The 16,579-nt window shown below is 62.7% G+C and carries 9 protein-coding genes; 4 read left to right on the plus strand and 5 right to left on the minus strand.

All coding sequences use genetic code 11. The features are described 5' to 3' along the window. Nucleotides 1-110 precede the first annotated feature (110 nt). Nucleotides 111-809, minus strand: coding sequence for a pirin family protein (locus ACPZMI_RS22625; protein WP_186664220.1), 699 nt, complete (start codon nucleotides 807-809; stop codon nucleotides 111-113). A 220-nt stretch (nucleotides 810-1,029) separates the two neighbouring features. Between ACPZMI_RS22625 and ACPZMI_RS22630 the strand changes: the two genes are divergently transcribed. Continuing rightward, the gene (locus ACPZMI_RS22630) at nucleotides 1,030-3,501 is read left to right on the plus strand and encodes a UvrD-helicase domain-containing protein (protein ID WP_426353120.1); all 2,472 of its coding nucleotides are present in this window, start codon (nucleotides 1,030-1,032) and stop codon (nucleotides 3,499-3,501) included. A gap of 12 nt (nucleotides 3,502-3,513) precedes the next feature. Here the strand turns inward: ACPZMI_RS22630 and ACPZMI_RS22635 are convergent, their stop codons facing one another. Further along, nucleotides 3,514-8,397, minus strand: coding sequence for a dermonecrotic toxin domain-containing protein (locus ACPZMI_RS22635; RefSeq protein WP_426353121.1), 4,884 nt, complete (start codon nucleotides 8,395-8,397; stop codon nucleotides 3,514-3,516). 152 nt (nucleotides 8,398-8,549) lie between these two features. On the opposite strand from ACPZMI_RS22635, the gene ACPZMI_RS22640 reads away from it, so the two are divergent. Both ACPZMI_RS22640 and ACPZMI_RS22645 read left to right on the plus strand, forming a co-directional pair. Then, nucleotides 8,550-8,975, plus strand: coding sequence for a VOC family protein (locus ACPZMI_RS22640; RefSeq protein WP_186710558.1), 426 nt, complete (start codon nucleotides 8,550-8,552; stop codon nucleotides 8,973-8,975). Between the two features lie 203 nt (nucleotides 8,976-9,178). Continuing rightward, nucleotides 9,179-10,855 carry an MFS transporter gene (locus ACPZMI_RS22645; protein ID WP_186664228.1) on the plus strand — a complete coding sequence of 559 codons (1,677 nt, stop codon included), beginning with the start codon at nucleotides 9,179-9,181 and terminating at the stop codon, nucleotides 10,853-10,855. A gap of 61 nt (nucleotides 10,856-10,916) precedes the next feature. On the opposite strand, the gene ACPZMI_RS22650 is transcribed toward ACPZMI_RS22645, so the two are convergent. From ACPZMI_RS22650 to ACPZMI_RS22660, 3 genes are all read right to left on the minus strand, one after another. Further along, complete coding sequence (locus tag ACPZMI_RS22650) at nucleotides 10,917-11,828, minus strand: pyridoxal-phosphate dependent enzyme (RefSeq protein WP_186664230.1); 912 nt, start codon at nucleotides 11,826-11,828, stop codon at nucleotides 10,917-10,919. 15 nt (nucleotides 11,829-11,843) lie between these two features. Further along, entirely contained in the window at nucleotides 11,844-12,548 is a 705-nt protein-coding gene (locus tag ACPZMI_RS22655; RefSeq protein ID WP_186664232.1) for a helix-turn-helix transcriptional regulator, read from the minus strand. 79 nt (nucleotides 12,549-12,627) lie between these two features. Continuing rightward, the gene (locus ACPZMI_RS22660) at nucleotides 12,628-14,331 is read right to left on the minus strand and encodes an amidase (protein ID WP_186664234.1); all 1,704 of its coding nucleotides are present in this window, start codon (nucleotides 14,329-14,331) and stop codon (nucleotides 12,628-12,630) included. Between the two features lie 250 nt (nucleotides 14,332-14,581). On the opposite strand from ACPZMI_RS22660, the gene ACPZMI_RS22665 reads away from it, so the two are divergent. Next, nucleotides 14,582-16,552 carry a BCCT family transporter gene (locus ACPZMI_RS22665; protein WP_426353122.1) on the plus strand — a complete coding sequence of 657 codons (1,971 nt, stop codon included), beginning with the start codon at nucleotides 14,582-14,584 and terminating at the stop codon, nucleotides 16,550-16,552. Nucleotides 16,553-16,579: the final 27 nt, after the last annotated feature.

Genomic DNA, 16,579 nt, shown 5'->3' on the forward strand with positions numbered 1-16,579 from the left:
TTCCTCGGCAGTTTTCGCCTTGCCTGACCTTCGTCTCAAGGCTTTTCATACAGACCCAAGTCGTACGATTCGCGAGCTAGCCCGCGAAAAGTACGACTTGGCCATCTGGCTCAGGCCACATCCACCAGCACGATCTCGCTGTCCTCGAGCGCCGTGACGCGCAGCACCTCTTCGCCTTCCACGGCAATCCCGTCCCGGGCTTTGGCGCGCACGCCATTGGCCTCGACCACGCCTTTGGCCGGAACCAGATACCCGCGTCGTCCGGCATCGAAACGGTACTCGGCGCTCTCGCCGGCACGCAGGGTCGCGGCCACCAGCCGTGCATCGGCACGGATGCGCAGAGCATCCTGATCCTCGACACGACCGCTGGCCAGCGTCACGAAGCCTTCGCCTCGCTCACCTTTGGGGAACGGCCGAGTCCCCCAGGACGGTGCGTCTCCGACCTTGTCCGGCACAATCCAGATCTGGAAGATGCGCGTGTCGACCTTCTCCAGGTTGTACTCGCTGTGCACGATGCCAGTACCCGCACTCATCACCTGTACGTCACCGACTTCGGTGCGGCCTTTGTTACCCAGGTTGTCCTGGTGGCTGATTGCACCTTCGCGTACGTAAGTGATGATTTCCATGTCCCGGTGCGGATGTGGCGGGAAGCCACTGCCTGCGGCGATCAGGTCGTCGTTCCATACGCGCAGGTTGCCCCAGTGCATACGCTCGGTGTCGTAGTACTCGGCAAAGGAAAAGTGATGATGGGCATCCAGCCAGCCGTGGTTGGCATGGCCGAGGCTTTCAAAGGGGCGCAGTTGCAGCATGATCAAGGTCCTCGGTAAGTGGGAATGGGGCCATGATGCGCCTTTCAAGTATCGAAAATAAGCGTAAATATCGACTTGTTTTTATCTGATAAATTGATGGTTTTGGTTGTGGTGCTTTCTGCGTTTCATCGCCTAATCCTATGATCTGCAAGCATTAGCTGGCACTTTTCAGCGGTTCGGTGGAACATGTTCCGCTGATTCGACTAGCAATGGAGTGACCGTGTCTTTCGAGCAGCCCCCGGCGCCACTGGACCTGACCCCACCCGCGCAATTGCCTTGGTTGCGCCGCTTCGCCGCTCGCCTGCTCGGGCGTGGATTGAGCCGTCTGCAGGCCCAGCACCGTGACTCATGGTTCCTCGGCCATGCCACTGGCCAGCGCAGCGGGCACGCCGATGGCTTGCGTGACGGCTATGAACGTGGCCGCGCCGAAGGGTACGAGGCGGGGCGCCAGGTCCTGGTGATCCGCGACAGCCGCCCGGACGGCGCTGCGGTGCCCGGCGAGGACGACAAGCTGTTCGACGACTGGCGCCTGCCGCTGACAGCAGAGCTGAAGAAACGCTTCAAGGCCGATGTCGGCCAGCGCCTGCCTGCCGACGCCCAACCCAGTGCCGCGCAATGGAAGCTGATCTTCAGCGATACGCCGTCTACCTGCGTGGTGGCGGGGGCCGGCGCCGGCAAGTCCACTTCGCTGGTGCTGCGTATCCTGCTGCTGCGTCACTATCTGGGCTTCGAGCTGGACGCCATGACCGTGGTCACCTTCACTCGTGAGTCGCGCAAGGACTTCATGAAACGGCTGGTGCAGGTCTTCGCCCTCTGGCAGATCGACCTGCCGCCGGCCCGTGCCCGTGACCTGGTGCGCACCTTCCATTCGCGCATCCTGCCCCTGGTGCGCAGCTTGCCGGGGTTCTCTCAACTGCGCGCATTCGAGACCCTGGGCAACGATGTACCTGCCGGCAGCGAAGCCGAGAGCGAAGGTAACCCTTTCGATCTGCGCCTGAACGATGCCCAGCGCCAGCAGCTCAATCTGTGTTATCGCGACCTGCTGCGTGACAGTCCACGTTTTGCGGAACTGGTCGCGACGATGCGCCAGGAGTCCCTGCAGCTCAAGCCGCTCGATCCGGATCATCCTGATGTGCAGAAGCGCGTACAGGTAACGCAACTGGCGGCCCAGCGCGACGAAGAGTTGTGCGACGTCATCGAAGACCTGTGGTTCGCTGCGGGCGCCTGGCCGATCAAGGGCATCGAGCCCTGTCGGGAAACGGTGCAGATCCGTGGCCAGCGCTTCCATGTGCACGGGCGTCTTGAAGGGCTCGATGCCTGGGTGGTACTGGGCTTCGACCCGTCGGAAAGCGCCCAGTACCAACGTGCCAACGCCAAGCTGTCGGTGCGTGCCGAGTGGGCTGTAAAGCGCACGTTGTTTCAAGCTTTCTGCGATAAGCCACTGATTTGGCTGGATAACTACACCTCGGCAAAGCGTCTCGCCGCGTCGCTGGCGGGTGATGCGGTGGCGGGGCCTGGGTTCGAGTTCAAGGTCAAGGGTGAACTGGCCCCAACGCCATTACTCGATGCCTTCGTCGGTGCGGCGAGCTTCATCGAGAACCTGGGGCTGGAGGTCGGGAGTGCTGTTGCTCGCATGAGCTTTGCGCCGGGCGACAGCGATGCGCCGTTCTTCGAAGCCCTGGCCCTGTACTGGAAGGCGTTGGAGGCCCACCTGCTCGGACAGTCCCCGCCGGTGATGACCTATAACCGCATGTTCGCGCTGTTCGGCGAGAACAACCCCGAGAATCTGCAACTGTTGCCAGACTCGCTGCTACGCCCGCTGGCGCATCTGATGATCGACGAGTTCCAGGATGTCTCGCCACAGATCGTCAGTTGGCTGCGCGCGACGCTGCGTGAGATTCGCAGGCGTGGCCCAGGCATGCATGCCGGGCGCAACGCTGCGCATTCGTCGTTGATGTGCGTGGGTGATGACTGGCAATCGATCTACGGCTGGCGCGGTAGTTCACCAAAGTACTTCATGGAGTTCGGCAAGACCTTCCCATCGCCGGCCAATACCCGGGTGATGCTGGTCGAGAACTACCGGAGTCAGCAGCACATCATCGATGCGGCGGAACACCTGGTGCGCGGCACAGCGGCAATCACCGGCAAGAAGGCCAGGGCCTGTGGTGGCGCTGCTGCGTTGCCGTTGTCGCCGGTCAAGGTGTTCGAGCGCGATGAGGCCGCACTCGGGCAAACCCTGATCGAGCATTACCAGCGTGGCGAGACAGTGATGATGTTGTTTCGAAAAAGTAGCGATAAGCTGCTGATTTCAAATCATATAGAGTCTGTGGTCAGGGCTGATTCGAGCCTGCCGCCTGAGCAGCGTCGTCTGCGTCAGCTCACCTATCACAGCGCCAAGGGCCTGCAGGCCGATGCCGTGTTCATGCTCGGCGATTGCCAATACCTGACCAGTTCGCCCTACAAGAATCAGGTTTACCGCATGGCCGGGTTGGGGCGTACCGGGGATGCGCAGCCGTTCGACAGTGCGCAGAAAGACGAGGCGCAACGCCTGGCCTACGTCGGGGTGACGCGGGCGATCAGGCACTGCTATTGGCATGTGGAAGCTGTCAGCGGCGAGACAGCGGCACTGCCTCGCGCATCCAGCCAGGTACAAGGCCGGCACGTCTACTTCGAGGACCTGCGCGGCCAGTGAGGATTCACAGCGTCAGTCGGTTTCGACTTCCCGGGTCAGGCTTTCGAACAGTCCGCGCTCGACGCTCGTCTGCTCATCGCGCAGCGCATTGAATGCCGCCACGTCCTGTTCATCGGTGAGCAGCAACGGCTGCAGTTTCCCGTTACTGCTGGGCAGCTCTTGAGCGATCGCTTTCTCCAGGGCCTTCCTGACCGAGGTCGACAACGAAGTGACGGGCTCGAGCTCGACGGTCTCGCCGTTTACTTGCGAAGCGAAGTCGCGGCAGTACTGCAGGTAATCAAGCCCGGGTCGCCAGAACTCGGTGACCGCCTCGAACTGTGAGGCATGGGCACGCCTGAGGCTGAGCTGCCAGGTGGGCTGTTCGACGATCCATTGGCGGGGCCCTGCCGGATCTGTATCCAGACGCGTCACTTCCTTGCTTACGTTGGCCTCCACCTTGTACGACAGGTGGGCAGTCGGCCTGTAGAGCATGTTCTCGCTCGGCTCTGGATAGTCCAAGTCCTCAGCGAGTGCCTGGCGCAACGCCAGGCGAATCTCTATATCGTCGACCAGTCCATCGATCAACACATCGTCCGGAATGGCGTCTGGGTCGTCCAGCTGATCAAGCGCAGGGATGTCCTCCGCACTGTTTTCGAGCCTCCGCTGCAGGCCGACTTTACGCAGCGTGCGCGCAAGGGCGATGCGATCAGCCAGGTTGTTGACCAGCTCTCGCCGGTAACGCTGGCGCAACAAGGCCCATTTTTCACTGAGGGTGAAGTCGCCGTTGCTGATCTTCTGCAAGCTGACCTCCGTTTCCAGTGCGCTGAATGCGTCGGCGCCGGCATCACCGCAAGTGGTGGGATAGTGTTCCGCGACATCGTTGAGCCTTTCACGCAGCTCGGTACTCTCACCTGCTGCTTTGAGCACTGCCCAGACGCGATTGCGCATGGCAGCAGGTTGTTGGCGAGTGTCTGCCGAATCGAGCAACAAGCCCAGCTTGTCCAGCAGTGGCTGGTTTTCGCCAGTTCCGAATAGATTGGCCCAGAGCAGACGTTGTTCTGGCGTGGCATTGGTCTGTATGAATGCCTCTGTCAGGCCGATCACGCCTTCGTTTTCGTGGACAACGAGTTGAATGCGGGCAAGCCCGGCACGGACCTCTGGCTCCAGTCCGTTGTAGTTGAAGGTCCAGCGCATGCCCGCCTGGCGCCTATTGATACCCTCGGCGAAAGGCGTGGCAAGGATATCTTCAAGGTCGGGTAGGGTGTGGATACGGTTCATCGACAGGTCGAGCTGGCGCAGCTGGTACTGCCTTTGGCTCATCAGGGTCGTCAGCCCCTGTGGCCATTGCTCCAGGTCGCAGCGCGACAGGTTCAGGTGCGACAGCCGAGCCATGTAGCCAACATCAGGCGCTACGCCCAGAGGGTTGGCTCGCAGGTTCAATTGCTGGATGTGGATCATCCCCTGGAAACGCTCGGCACTGGCAGCATCGAGTGTGATGCGGTTGTTGTTCAGCCTGAGGGTATCCAGGCGGCGTGCGGCGAGGAAGTCGATGTTCGCAGCACTCAGGGTGAGTGCATTGTGCCCCAGGTCGAGCTCTCGCAGAGAGGGCAGGCCGGCCAGGGTTTCCTGCATCTGAGGGCTGAGCCTGGTCAATCCGGTGTCTCTGAGTACCAGTCTGCGAAGATTTGGTGCCGCTCGCAGCGCCGTTGCCAGGGAGGATTCGCTGAGCTGCGAACTGTTGAGTATTTCAAGTTCTTCCAGAGCCGGGAAGCAAGTAAGCAGATCGGGGTTCAGTGCCCTCAACCCCAACCGATTGAGGCGCAATGTGCGGACATTCGAGAAGCGCGCCGAAATCTTGGGCAGCGTTGGGGTCTCGCTGCCAATGTTGTGGATTTCCAGCTCGTGCTCCTGCGGATTTCGCCAAGCGTCCATCAGCGCCACGTCTACTCCGCCGGACTCCGTACCAGCATTTCGTGAAGCGTCCACCCATCGGTCGATATCCTGGGTGAGTGTGTGCCACTCGTACTCAAGGCGAGAAATGTTGTTCTCCAATACGCGACCTGTGCCTAGTGGTGCTATCAGGTCATCGATCCGACTTTCGTTGTGTGTTCGGTAAAGCCTGGCGAGCCTTGCTCGCGCCCTGGAGACGCCCCGGCCACTGAGCGGATAGCCCAGCCGACCGTCGCTCAGGCGCAGAGGGGAGCGGAAGCCGGGTCTGACTGGTTGCTGGCCGATCAGTTGGCGGGCCTTGTCTCGGTCGGCGGTGGCGAGCTCGAACAGCGCGGCATCGGTCTTTGGCGGTTGTGTCTGCAGCCCCTCGCGCAGCAGTGCGGTATCGGCAGTCGCCAGATCGGCCTGTTTCAGACCAAGGATGGCCCGATCCAGGCGAATGCGGGCTTGCATCAGGCGCGCTTCCTCGGCGACGCGCAGTGGGACGCGTCCATCAGGGCTGCTCATCCGCGCGCGCTCTTGCGGGCTGGCATTTTCGACGATCTCATCCACCGCCACGCCCGGCAGGCTGGGAAACTGCCGCGACAAGCGTTCGGCCGCCAACGAGCTGTGCTCGGCCGCAGGCGCGCGTAGGCTGTCGAAGATCGACTGGCGGTTGGCTTCGAGTTGGTTGGCGAGGCGCTCCTGCAAGACCTGGATCCGGGATGCCTGTCCAGCTTCGACCGGCGCAAGACGCGCAGCTTGTTCGGGATCCATCTGAGCCAGCACACTGCTGACCAGTTCGCCATTCTCCAGCTCCTGTCTGCTGAGCTGCACCACATGATCGCCGGGCCTGCTGGCCCTGGGGTAGGTGACGGATTCGCCTGCACGCTCGCTCCCCTTGAAGACTTCCAGAACGTGATCGCTCGGCCATTCCGGCAAATGGGTCAGGGCATTGAGGGCGAAATTCTTGTATGCCGGGAAGCGTGTTCCTTCGCGAACGCTGCGTGTCAGGCCAGAGATCTCTTCGCTGGTGCGCAAGCGCTGGAAGGCGTCCAACAACTGTGAAGGTGTTCGACCATCCTCTGCCAATTGATGACGTAGAACGTCCGCGCTCAAGCCGGTGCTGCGCAGCGCCGTGTCGCGTTGCTCTGCACTGAGGCTGCGCGCCGCCGAGCCCTGGCGCTGGAGCAGAGTCTCACGGTCCCATGTCAGGGGATTCTCGTGCGCCACGCGCCAGGCCCCGGCGTCATTGTGCTCAAGCACAGGGCTATAGGCGTTCGGGTCGCTTGGGTGGCGAACGTGCCACTGGCCGTCCATGTCCTGGAACTGCTCGTAGAGGTCTTCGCCCAGGCGGACATAGGTCTTGCCCTGGTAGACATACTGACCCTGTGTATTGGGTTCGAGCTCGGAGGGGAGTTCCAGGTCACTGGCATACCCTGCCATGTTCGGGCTCCACAGCCGCTCCTGGCCATTGACGCTAATGCTTTGCATCGAATCGACAAAGTGCGATTGCAGTACCGCGCCACCGGCTACTGTGCCAATCAGCAAGCCAGCATTGATTACCAGTGACTTCAAGTGTGCGATGGCCTGGGCGTTGTCATTTTCTTCCCAGGCGTGCAGCGCATCGAATACCGAACCCATCATCTGCGCACCGATCACCAGGCTCATGACCGGGTTGAGCCCCGGTATGCAGACGGCCGCAATGTTGAGGATGTCCATGCCGATGACACCCCAGAATTCGAGGCGCTCCAGGCGGGCTTGGGCATCGACATCGGCGGTCGGTACCACAATCGCACGGGCATCGGCCTTCAAACGTCTGACATGGCGTATCTCCAGTTCCTTCCACGGACTAGACGGCAGGGTCGTCAGGTTCGTGTCCAGGTTGACCGTCGTCCGTGCGGTCAGCGCTGCGTCGTCTGCAGTCGGGTTGCTGTACAGCGCATTGCGCAATCGGCCGTTGAGTTCAGGCTGCACGGCGCGCGAAGTGTATTCGACGAAGGACTGGCGGACCTTTGGATCGAGCAGGCGTGTGCGCAGGTGGATATGGCAGGCGGCCATTGATTTGAATTCTTTCAGCGTCTCGGTGCTGTCCCCAGGGAGGTAGAGCACCACGCACGTAGCCTTGGGCGTCGCAATCGAAATCAGCATGAGTTCGTACAGCTCAAAACCGAAGACACTGAGCGACTGGCACTTGATGCTATAGGGCGCTTGCTTGCTGGCGGGCAGGTCGGCGCAGAGCGTATGCAGGGCAGCGAGCGTGTCGGAAGTGACGTCGCCTTTGAGGTAGGCGATGCGCGCTTGCACCCTCAACTCGTCCTGGCGTGCGCTGATCGAATCTCGGCTGATCTGCTCGGAATTACTGCCATCATAGATGGCGGCCAGGTGCTCCTGGTACTTCTGACCCAGGTCCAGATCGCGGGTTAGAGTGATGAACTTCTTCAGGTCAAGGCTTGGAAAGAATCGGTCATCGTCCTTGGCGAGACGTATACCGGAGAAACGAGGCGTGTCCAGCTCGCTCTTGAAGTTGTGCAGCGCAGCGGCGAGCAAGGAGCGGTACACGGGAGGGCCTGAGGGTAGGTATACCGTTTCCGTCTGGCCGCGTGTTGGTTGTGCGACTTTGGAATCTTGAGTGTAGTACTGCAGGACGTCGACTGACTGCTCCTTGTTCACGACCTTGACCGGCAGCTCCTTGTCGAAGCGCTTTTGCAGCAATGGCCGACAGAAATCGCTGATGCCCAGCAGCCCCGAGAGGCTGTTTTGCAGGGCTCGCAGGCTCTTGGCGCGCTGGTCGAGTGCATTGCGCAGCGCCTGCTGATCTTCGGGGAGTGCCGAGGAGTACCAGTCATACGCGTGACCGCTGGGGTAGAGGTGAGGGCTGCGTTGGGTGTCCAGCAGTGCGCTGAAGTGCTTCGGATGAAGGTCCTTGCTCCAGTTCGGCAAGGTGCGCAGGACCTGTGCTTCATGTTGGTTGGTGAGGTTGCTCATGGAGTGCTCCTTTCGTGGAAGCGCCCATTGGACGAGCTGGAGGGAGGCGCGCGTCTGTAGATGGTTAACGCCTGATAGCGAATTGTCCTGCCTGCGAGGGATCGGTTATGGTGCTGCGATGCACTTTCGGAGCTGCGACCAGGAGCTGCCACATGCGTCCCTTTGCCATTCGCCATATCGATCATCTGGTGCTGCGCGTGCGCGATCTTCAGCGCAGCGTCGCGTTTTACCGTGATGTACTCGGCTGCCGGGTGAGCAAGGAGCGCCCGGACCTGGGCATGATCCATCTGGCCACCGGCACCGCGATGATCGATCTGGTGAGCCTGGACGGTGAGCTCGGTCGCCCGGGCGGCGCTGCGGCAGGCGAGAGCGGGCGCAACCTGCATCACTTCTGCCTGCGTATCGATCCGTTCGACGAGCAGGCGTTGACCCGTTACCTGCGTGCTGCCGGGGTCGTGGTCGAGGCTGCGGAGTCGCGATACGGCGCCGAGGGCGAGGGGCTGTCGCTGTACTGTTATGACCCCGATGGCAACCAGGTCGAGTTGAAAGGACCTGTCGGCCAACAGCAGCAGGGATGATTCTTTCGATCGCCGGGCAGCCTCCAATTCTCAGTGGATATCCGCGCAATCCCGATTATGCTTCAACGTACCTTGCTGCGATTCTGGGCAGCCTGCCCTGTCGTGCTTCGCGCAACCGTAGTCCTGCTTAGACCCGGGGCCAGGGTGCGATGCTGTTTCTTTTGAGGTGCTCCGGCCTGACAAGAACACGACGGAGGCAACCCATGGCGGCAATCGACAGCACATCGACGGGCAGCGCGCCCCAACGCGGCATCAGTCGGGAGGAGCGCAAGGTCATCTTCGCCTCGTCCCTGGGCACCGTGTTCGAGTGGTACGACTTTTACCTTTACGGCTCGCTGGCGGCGATCATCGCCAAGCACTTCTTCGCCGGCGTCAATGAAACCACCTCGTTTATCTTCGCCTTGCTGGCGTTTGCCGCAGGCTTTGCCGTGCGGCCGTTCGGGGCCATCGTGTTCGGCCGTCTCGGCGACATGATCGGGCGCAAGCATACCTTCCTCATCACCATCATCATCATGGGCCTGTCCACTGCCGTGGTCGGGATATTGCCCAGCTACGCCAGCATCGGCGTGGCGGCGCCGATCATTCTCATCACCCTGCGGCTGCTGCAAGGCCTGGCGCTGGGCGGCGAGTACGGTGGCGCGGCGACCTACGTGGCTGAGCATGCACCGCCCGGCAAGCGTGGCTTTTTCACCTCGTGGATCCAGACCACCGCGACACTGGGCCTGTTCCTGTCGCTGCTGGTGATCCTGACCTGCCGCACGGTGATGGGCACCGAAGCGTTCGAAGCCTGGGGCTGGCGGATCCCGTTCCTGATCTCGATCCTGCTGCTGGTGATTTCGGTGTACATCCGCATGCAGCTCAACGAGTCGCCGGTGTTCCTGAAGATGAAGGCCGAGGGCAAGGCGTCCAAGGCGCCGCTGACCGAATCCTTCGCGCGCTGGGATAACCTCAAGGTGGTGCTCATGTCGCTGCTGGGCGGCACCGCCGGCCAGGCCGTGGTGTGGTACACCGGGCAATTCTATGCGCTGTTCTTCTTGCTGCAGACCCTGAAGATCGACCCTCAGACCGCCAACCTGCTGATCGCAGGCTCGCTATTGATCGGTACGCCGTTCTTCATCCTGTTCGGCAGCCTGTCTGATCGTATCGGGCGCAAGAAGATCATCATGGCGGGCTGCATCATTGCCGCGCTCACCTACTTCCCGATCTTCAAGGGCCTGACCGAGTACGGCAACCCGGATGTGTTCGTCGCCCAGGAGCAGAACCCGGTGGTGGTGATTGCCGACCCGGCGCAGTGCTCGTTCCAGTTCGATCCCGTGGGCAAGGCGAAATTCACCAGTTCCTGCGATATCGCCAAGAGCCTGCTGGCCAAGCGCGCCACCCCCTATGAAAACGAACGTGCAGAGCCCGGCAGTGTGGCGCAGGTGCGTATCGGCGAACGGGTCATTCCAAGCTTCGAGGGCACAGGCTTGGCGGCGGCCGAGCTCAAGGCCCAGGGCGATGCGTTCACCGCGACCCTGACCGGCGCACTGAAGGAGGCCGGCTACCCCGAAAAGGCTGACCCGGCGAAGATCCACTACCCGATGGTGCTGTTGCTGCTGACCATCCTGGTGATCTACGTGACCATGGTCTACGGCCCCATCGCTGCCTGGCTGGTGGAGCTGTTCCCGGCGCGTATCCGCTACACCTCGATGTCGCTGCCTTACCACATCGGCAATGGCTGGTTCGGCGGTTTCCTGCCGACAGTGGCCTTTGCCATGGTGGCGGCCACCGGGGATATCTACTATGGGCTGTGGTACCCGATCGTCATCGCGGTGATGACTGCGGTGCTGGGTATCTTCTTCCTGCCTGAGACCAAGGACCGGGATATCAATCACGCCTGAAGAACCGGCCACTCCTGCAGATCTTGCAGGAGTGGCCTTGTTTTGCAGTCACAGGCCTTCTTCAGGCTGCCAGCCAGTCGTGAATCTGCTCCAGCGTGGCGGTGGCGCCACCGCAGACGATCATCAGCACCTTGTTGTAGTGCGCCAGCCGCCCAGGTGCGTAGGCCAGGGCCAACGCTGCCCCGCAGGCAGGCTCTACCAGGATCCGGTGATCGTGCAGAAAGCGCTCGCAGGCCTGGAGCGCCGCACGATCGGATACCTGTTCGCTGTGCAACGGATGGTGCTGCGCGCAGGCCAGTGCCTGGTCCGCCACACGCTTGGCGCCCAGCGAGGTGGCCACGGAGTTGATGGCCGGCAGTTCCACCGGATGGCCCGCGGTGATGGCGGCATGCAGTGATGCGGCGCCTTCGGTTTCCACCGCCAGAACGGGCACGTCGTGCCAGCCATTGCGCTTGAGCCCTTCGACCACGCCACTGAGCAAACCGCCGCCGCCGACCGACAGCACCACGGCATCGGGTTTGAGCCCGGCCTGGGCGACTTCGTCGATCATGCTGGCATGTCCGGTCCACAGCAGCGGGTCGTCGAACGGATGGATGAACGCATCACCCGCGCCCAGCAAGCCTTGCGCATGCTGGTTGGCTTCTTGCCACGAACTACCTTTGACCACGACCTGGGCGTCTTCGAGCTTCAGCAGTTCGATGGCGCGCGCGCTGGTGGTTTCCGGCACCACCACGGTCACCGGCACGCCGAGCTTGCGCCCGGCATAGGCCACGGCGAGGCCGGCGTTGCCACCGGACGACGACACGAAGTGCCGGGCGCCACGCGCATGGTGCACTTCGCAGGCGTGGCCCACGCCGCGCAGCTTGAACGAGCCCGAGGGCTGCAGGGCCTCGAGCTTGAGCCACAGGGTAGGGCCGGCGGCCAGTGACAGCGGGCGGGATTCGATCAGAGGGGTCTGGACATGCAAGGTCATGGTGGGGCTCCGCATTCAGCGTTCGCGGGCAGCCGGCGTGGCATCGCCGCGCAGCTGCTCCAGGTAGTTGTAGATGGTGTAGCGGGTCACGCCCAGAGCGTCGGCCGCCTTCTCGACGCCACCTTTGACGATGAACAAGCCGCGTTCCTGCATCACCCGCACAGCCTCGACCTTGGCTTGCTTGTTCATCCGCCCCCGGCCCGAGCGCTGCAGCGAGTCCTGAATGATCTCGCTCATCAGCAGCGTCATGTCGGCCGCCTCGCGGGGCGGGGATGTGTCTGGGAGGGCGCCGAACGGCTGAAAGTGCTGGAGGAAGGCCATGGCCGCATCGAGGCCGGTGATGTCGGTGTTCACGCACAGGCTTGCGAACGGGTGGCCGCTGCTGTCACGAAAGATTGCCGTGGCACTGCGCAGCGTGCGTCCCTTGAGGGTGGTGGGGTAGTCCGGCAGCACCACCGGCTCGCAGCCGTCCTGAGTACGGCCGGCGTGCATCAGTGCCTTGAAGCCTTGGTCCTGTTCTGGTGCGGCGAGGATCGGGCTGCCCACTCGACGGCCCGAAAGATGGCCGTTGACGATGGCGATCACCGAGTGCTCGGGATTGTCCAGGTCGTGCAGGAGGATTTCCAGGTTGCGCGGCGCAACGCTGCCCAAGGCCTGAAGTGCCGCCTTGAGGACGGTGAGGGTGAGATGGCGTTCTTGCTGGAGGGGAAGCGAGGGCATGGGGAATCGCCAGATTCTTAAGTGTGTTGAATTTTACACAAATAGTTGAATCTGGCGAGTGTGGATTGCCTTCGAGCCTTTAACCTAGCGCCGGAGTGCGCGGTGGAATCACCCGGCGCGAGCCAGTGGCTTCGAAACCTGCGGCAAAGCGCAGCAGGGCATTGTCGTCATAGGCTCGCCCAGCGAAGGTCAGGCCCACCGGCATGCCGATGTCGGCCATCACGCCCATCGGCACGGTCACTGTCGGCACACCCAGGTGACGGATCGCCAGGTTGCCATTGGCGACCCAGATCCCGTTGCTCCAGGCGATGTCTGCCGAGGCCGGGTTGATATCGGCATCGGCCGGGCCGACATCGGCGACGGTGGGGAACAGCACTGCGTCCAGCTTGTGCTCGTCCATCCAGTCTTCCAGGTCCATCTTGCGCGTCTGCTCCAGGCCGCGCAGGCCATCCGGGACAGTCGCGATCTGGTCCCAGGACTTGAGGCCACGCTTGGCCATGTTGACGTATTCGTCCATGCCGGCTGCTAGGTCGTCCTCGCGGTTGGGCAGGGTGCCCGGATCGTGCGGGAAGATCTTCGGCCCGTCGACGTCAGCCAGGCGGTTGAGCTTGGGGTCGTCGTTGGCGCGCAGGAAATCGTCGAAGGCCCAGCCGGACAACTCCCACAGCTCGTCATGCAGGAATTCCTTGCTGACGATGCCGCGGTTGTACACGGTCGGTGCGCCCGGGCGATCCCCCTCGCAGTTGGAGACCAGCGGGAAGTCGGTTTCCACCACTTCGGCGCCTGCCGCCTCCAGCGCCTTGCGGGCTTGCTCCCAGAGGTCGATGACGCTGGCGCGGGTGTTGATGCGCTGTCCGGTCGGGCCACCGATGCCTGGTTTTTCCGACGTGCCGGCCTCGGCGTCGGCATTGATGTACATGCGCGGTACGGCAAAGCGCTTGCCCTTGAGCGCGCCGGCGCCGACGGCGAGGTCGAGGTAACTGGCCGGGCGCACGCTCGAGGCTGCCGGGATCGGCACCCAGGGTTGCATGCGCCACAGGTCGCCACGGGTGTCGGCGTCGTCGGCCACCACCACGTCGAGAATTTCCAGCAGGTCGGCCATGGTCCGTGCGTACGGCACGACCACATCCATGGTTGGCGTGAGCGGCCAGTTGCCGCGCACCGAGATCACCCCACGCGACGGGGTGTAGGCGCACAGGCCGTTGTTCGAAGCAGGTCCACGACCGCTGGACCAGGTTTCCTCGGCCAGGCCGAAGGCGCTGTAGCTCGCCGCAGTGGCGGTACCGGCGCCGTTGGAGGAACCGGAGGCGAAGGGCGCGGTGAGGTAGGCGGCGTTGTACGGGCTTTCGGCGCGGCCGTAGACGCCCCGCTGCATGCCGCCGTTGGCCATGGGCGGCATATTGGTCTTGCCCAGGCAGATCGCGCCGCCAGCGCGCAGGCGCTCGACGGTGAAGGCATCGCGCTGGGCGACCAGGTGCTCGAATGCCGGGCTGCCGGAGGCGGCGGTCAGGCCCTTGACCAGGTAGCTGTCCTTGGCGGTGTAGGGGATGCCGTCCAGCGGGCCCAGGGTGGTGCCGGCAGCGCGGCGGGCGTCGGAGGCCTCGGCCTCCTTGAGCGCTTCGGGGTTGCGCACCACGACGGCGTTCAGCGCGGTGGCGGTGTCGGCTCCATCGTAGGCGTCGATGCGGGCCAGGTAGGCCTTGACCAGTTCGACCGCCGTCGTGCGGCCGGACTCGAGCGCGTTGCGCAGCTCGGCAATGGAAACCTCGGTTACCTCGATCATGCTGTCACCAAAATGTACAGGTGGATTTTATGCAGGCGAGTGTACAAGAAGCCCTGCGCGGGCGCAGGTTTGCACCAGGGAAAAACCTGTTTGCAGCACGGCATGTGCCGGCAGGCGGGCGTGCGGCGTGGGGGCATGTTCTGAAAGATTCAGAAACATCCGATATGTCACGACGGGCAAAACCATCAGCGTCTACCGTTTGTCGTAGCTAACCGTGCGCATTAAGCGCCCTGATGGAGATTACCCGTACATGGCAAGTTCGCCCGAACAACCTCGCAAGCCCACCATCAATCCACCGGTTTTCTGGATTTCCGCGATCCTGCTGCTGATCCTGGTGCTGTACGCCAGTGTGTTCCAGGCCCATGCCCAGGCGTTGTTCGCACATATCCAGGGCTGGATCATCGGCAATGTCAGCTGGTTCTACATTCTCGGGGTGGCGCTGATTCTCGGCACCGTGGTGTTTCTGGGTGTCAGCCGCTATGGCGATATCAAGCTCGGCCCCGACCACAGCACCCCCGACTACAACAACGCCACCTGGTTCGCCATGCTGTTCTCCGCAGGCATGGGCATCGGCCTAATGTTCTTCGGTGTCGCCGAGCCGGTCATGCACTTTCTCAAACCGCCCATTGGCGAGGGCGGGACGGTGCTGGCTGCGGGTGAGGCGATGCGCATTACCTTCTTCCACTGGGGCCTGCATGCCTGGGCGATCTACGCCATCGTCGCGCTGATCCTGGCCTACTTCAGCTACCGTCATGGCCTGCCACTCACTCTGCGCTCGGCACTCTACCCGTTGATCGGCGAGCGTATCCACGGCCCCCTGGGGCATGCCGTGGACATCTTCGCGATCATCGGCACGGTGTTCGGCGTGGCCACCTCACTGGGCTTTGGCGTGTCGCAGATCAACACCGGGCTCAATGCGCTGTTCGGCGTGCCGGTATCCACTCCTATCCAGATCGCGCTGATCATCGGCACCACCTTCCTGGCCACCCTTTCGGTGATGTCCGGGCTGGACAAGGGCATTCGTCGCCTCTCCGAACTCAACCTGGGCCTGGCCGTGCTGCTGTTGCTGATGGTCATGCTGCTGGGCCCCACCGTACTGATCCTGCAGACCTTCGTGCAGAACACCGGCGGCTACCTGAGCGAGATCGTCAGCCGTACCCTCAACCTCTATGCCTACCAGCCCACCGACTGGATTGGTGGCTGGACCCTGTTCTATTGGGGCTGGTGGCTGGCCTGGTCGCCCTTCGTCGGGCTGTTCATCGCGCGCATCTCGCGCGGGCGCACCATCCGTGAATTCGTTACCGGCGTGCTGCTGGTGCCGACTGCGTTCACCCTGCTGTGGATGACGGTGTTCGGCAATACAGCGATCCACATGATCCTTGACGAGGGGTTGACCGACCTGGCCGCGGCGGTGGAGCAGGATACGTCGCTTGCACTGTTCGCCTTCCTCGAGCATTTCCCCTTCGCCAGCATCATCAGCACCCTGGCGGTGGTGATGGTGGTGGTGTTCTTCGTCACCTCGGCCGATACCGGCGCGATGGTGGTGGACATGCTGGCCTCCGGCGGCAAGGAGGGCACACCGATCCGCCAGAGGATCTTCTGGGCCTCGAGCATGGGCATCGTCGCCATCGCACTGCTGCTGGCCGACGGCCTCAAGGCGCTGCAGACCGCGACCATCGCCAGTGCGCTGCCGTTTACCCTGGCGTTGCTACTGAGCATGCGCGGGCTGCTCAAGGCGCTCAAACTCGACGCCACCAAGCGTGACCTGCGCTACCAGGCGCTGGCTATCTCGCCGACCGCTTCGCGTGCTGCGGGCAACTGGCAGCGACGTCTGCGCACCCTGGCGATGTTCCCGCGCCGTTCACATGTGCAGCGCTTCATCGCTGACGTAGCGCTGCCGGCCTGCCAATCGGTGGCCGAGGAGTGGCGTCGCCAGGGGTATGAATGCAGTGTCGAGGAAGGCGAGGGTGGCCGAGTGACGCTCAAGGTAGGGCCGAGCGATGAGGTGTTCGTCTACGAGATTCGTCCACGCGCCTATGCCATGCCCAGCTTCGTCCTGAGCGATGCCGCCGGGGAGGAGCGCAAGTACTTCCGTGCCGAAGTGCATTTGCGTGAAGGTGGCCAGGACCACGATGTGATGGGCTGGTCGAAGGACGAAGTGATCGGCGACATTCTCGACCACTTCGAACGGCACCTGCACTTCCTGCACCTGGTGCGTTGAGCCGGGCGCCCGCGAAGCGGGCGCCGC

This window comes from Pseudomonas wayambapalatensis (assembly GCF_049942315.1).
Taxonomy (GTDB): domain Bacteria; phylum Pseudomonadota; class Gammaproteobacteria; order Pseudomonadales; family Pseudomonadaceae; genus Aquipseudomonas; species Aquipseudomonas wayambapalatensis.

Excerpts from the sequence above, each read along its gene's own strand:
- ACPZMI_RS22625 (WP_186664220.1), bottom strand. The coding sequence starts at position 809 with ATGCTGCAACTGCGCCCCTTTGAAAGCCTCGGCCATGCCAACCACGGC.
- ACPZMI_RS22640 (WP_186710558.1), top strand. The coding sequence starts at position 8,550 with ATGCGTCCCTTTGCCATTCGCCATATCGATCATCTGGTGCTGCGCGTG.
- ACPZMI_RS22650 (WP_186664230.1), bottom strand. The coding sequence starts at position 11,828 with ATGACCTTGCATGTCCAGACCCCTCTGATCGAATCCCGCCCGCTGTCA.
- ACPZMI_RS22645 (WP_186664228.1), top strand. The coding sequence starts at position 9,179 with ATGGCGGCAATCGACAGCACATCGACGGGCAGCGCGCCCCAACGCGGC.
- ACPZMI_RS22635 (WP_426353121.1), bottom strand. The coding sequence starts at position 8,397 with ATGAGCAACCTCACCAACCAACATGAAGCACAGGTCCTGCGCACCTTG.
- ACPZMI_RS22660 (WP_186664234.1), bottom strand. The coding sequence starts at position 14,331 with ATGATCGAGGTAACCGAGGTTTCCATTGCCGAGCTGCGCAACGCGCTC.
- ACPZMI_RS22665 (WP_426353122.1), top strand. The coding sequence starts at position 14,582 with ATGGCAAGTTCGCCCGAACAACCTCGCAAGCCCACCATCAATCCACCG.
- ACPZMI_RS22655 (WP_186664232.1), bottom strand. The coding sequence starts at position 12,548 with ATGCCCTCGCTTCCCCTCCAGCAAGAACGCCATCTCACCCTCACCGTC.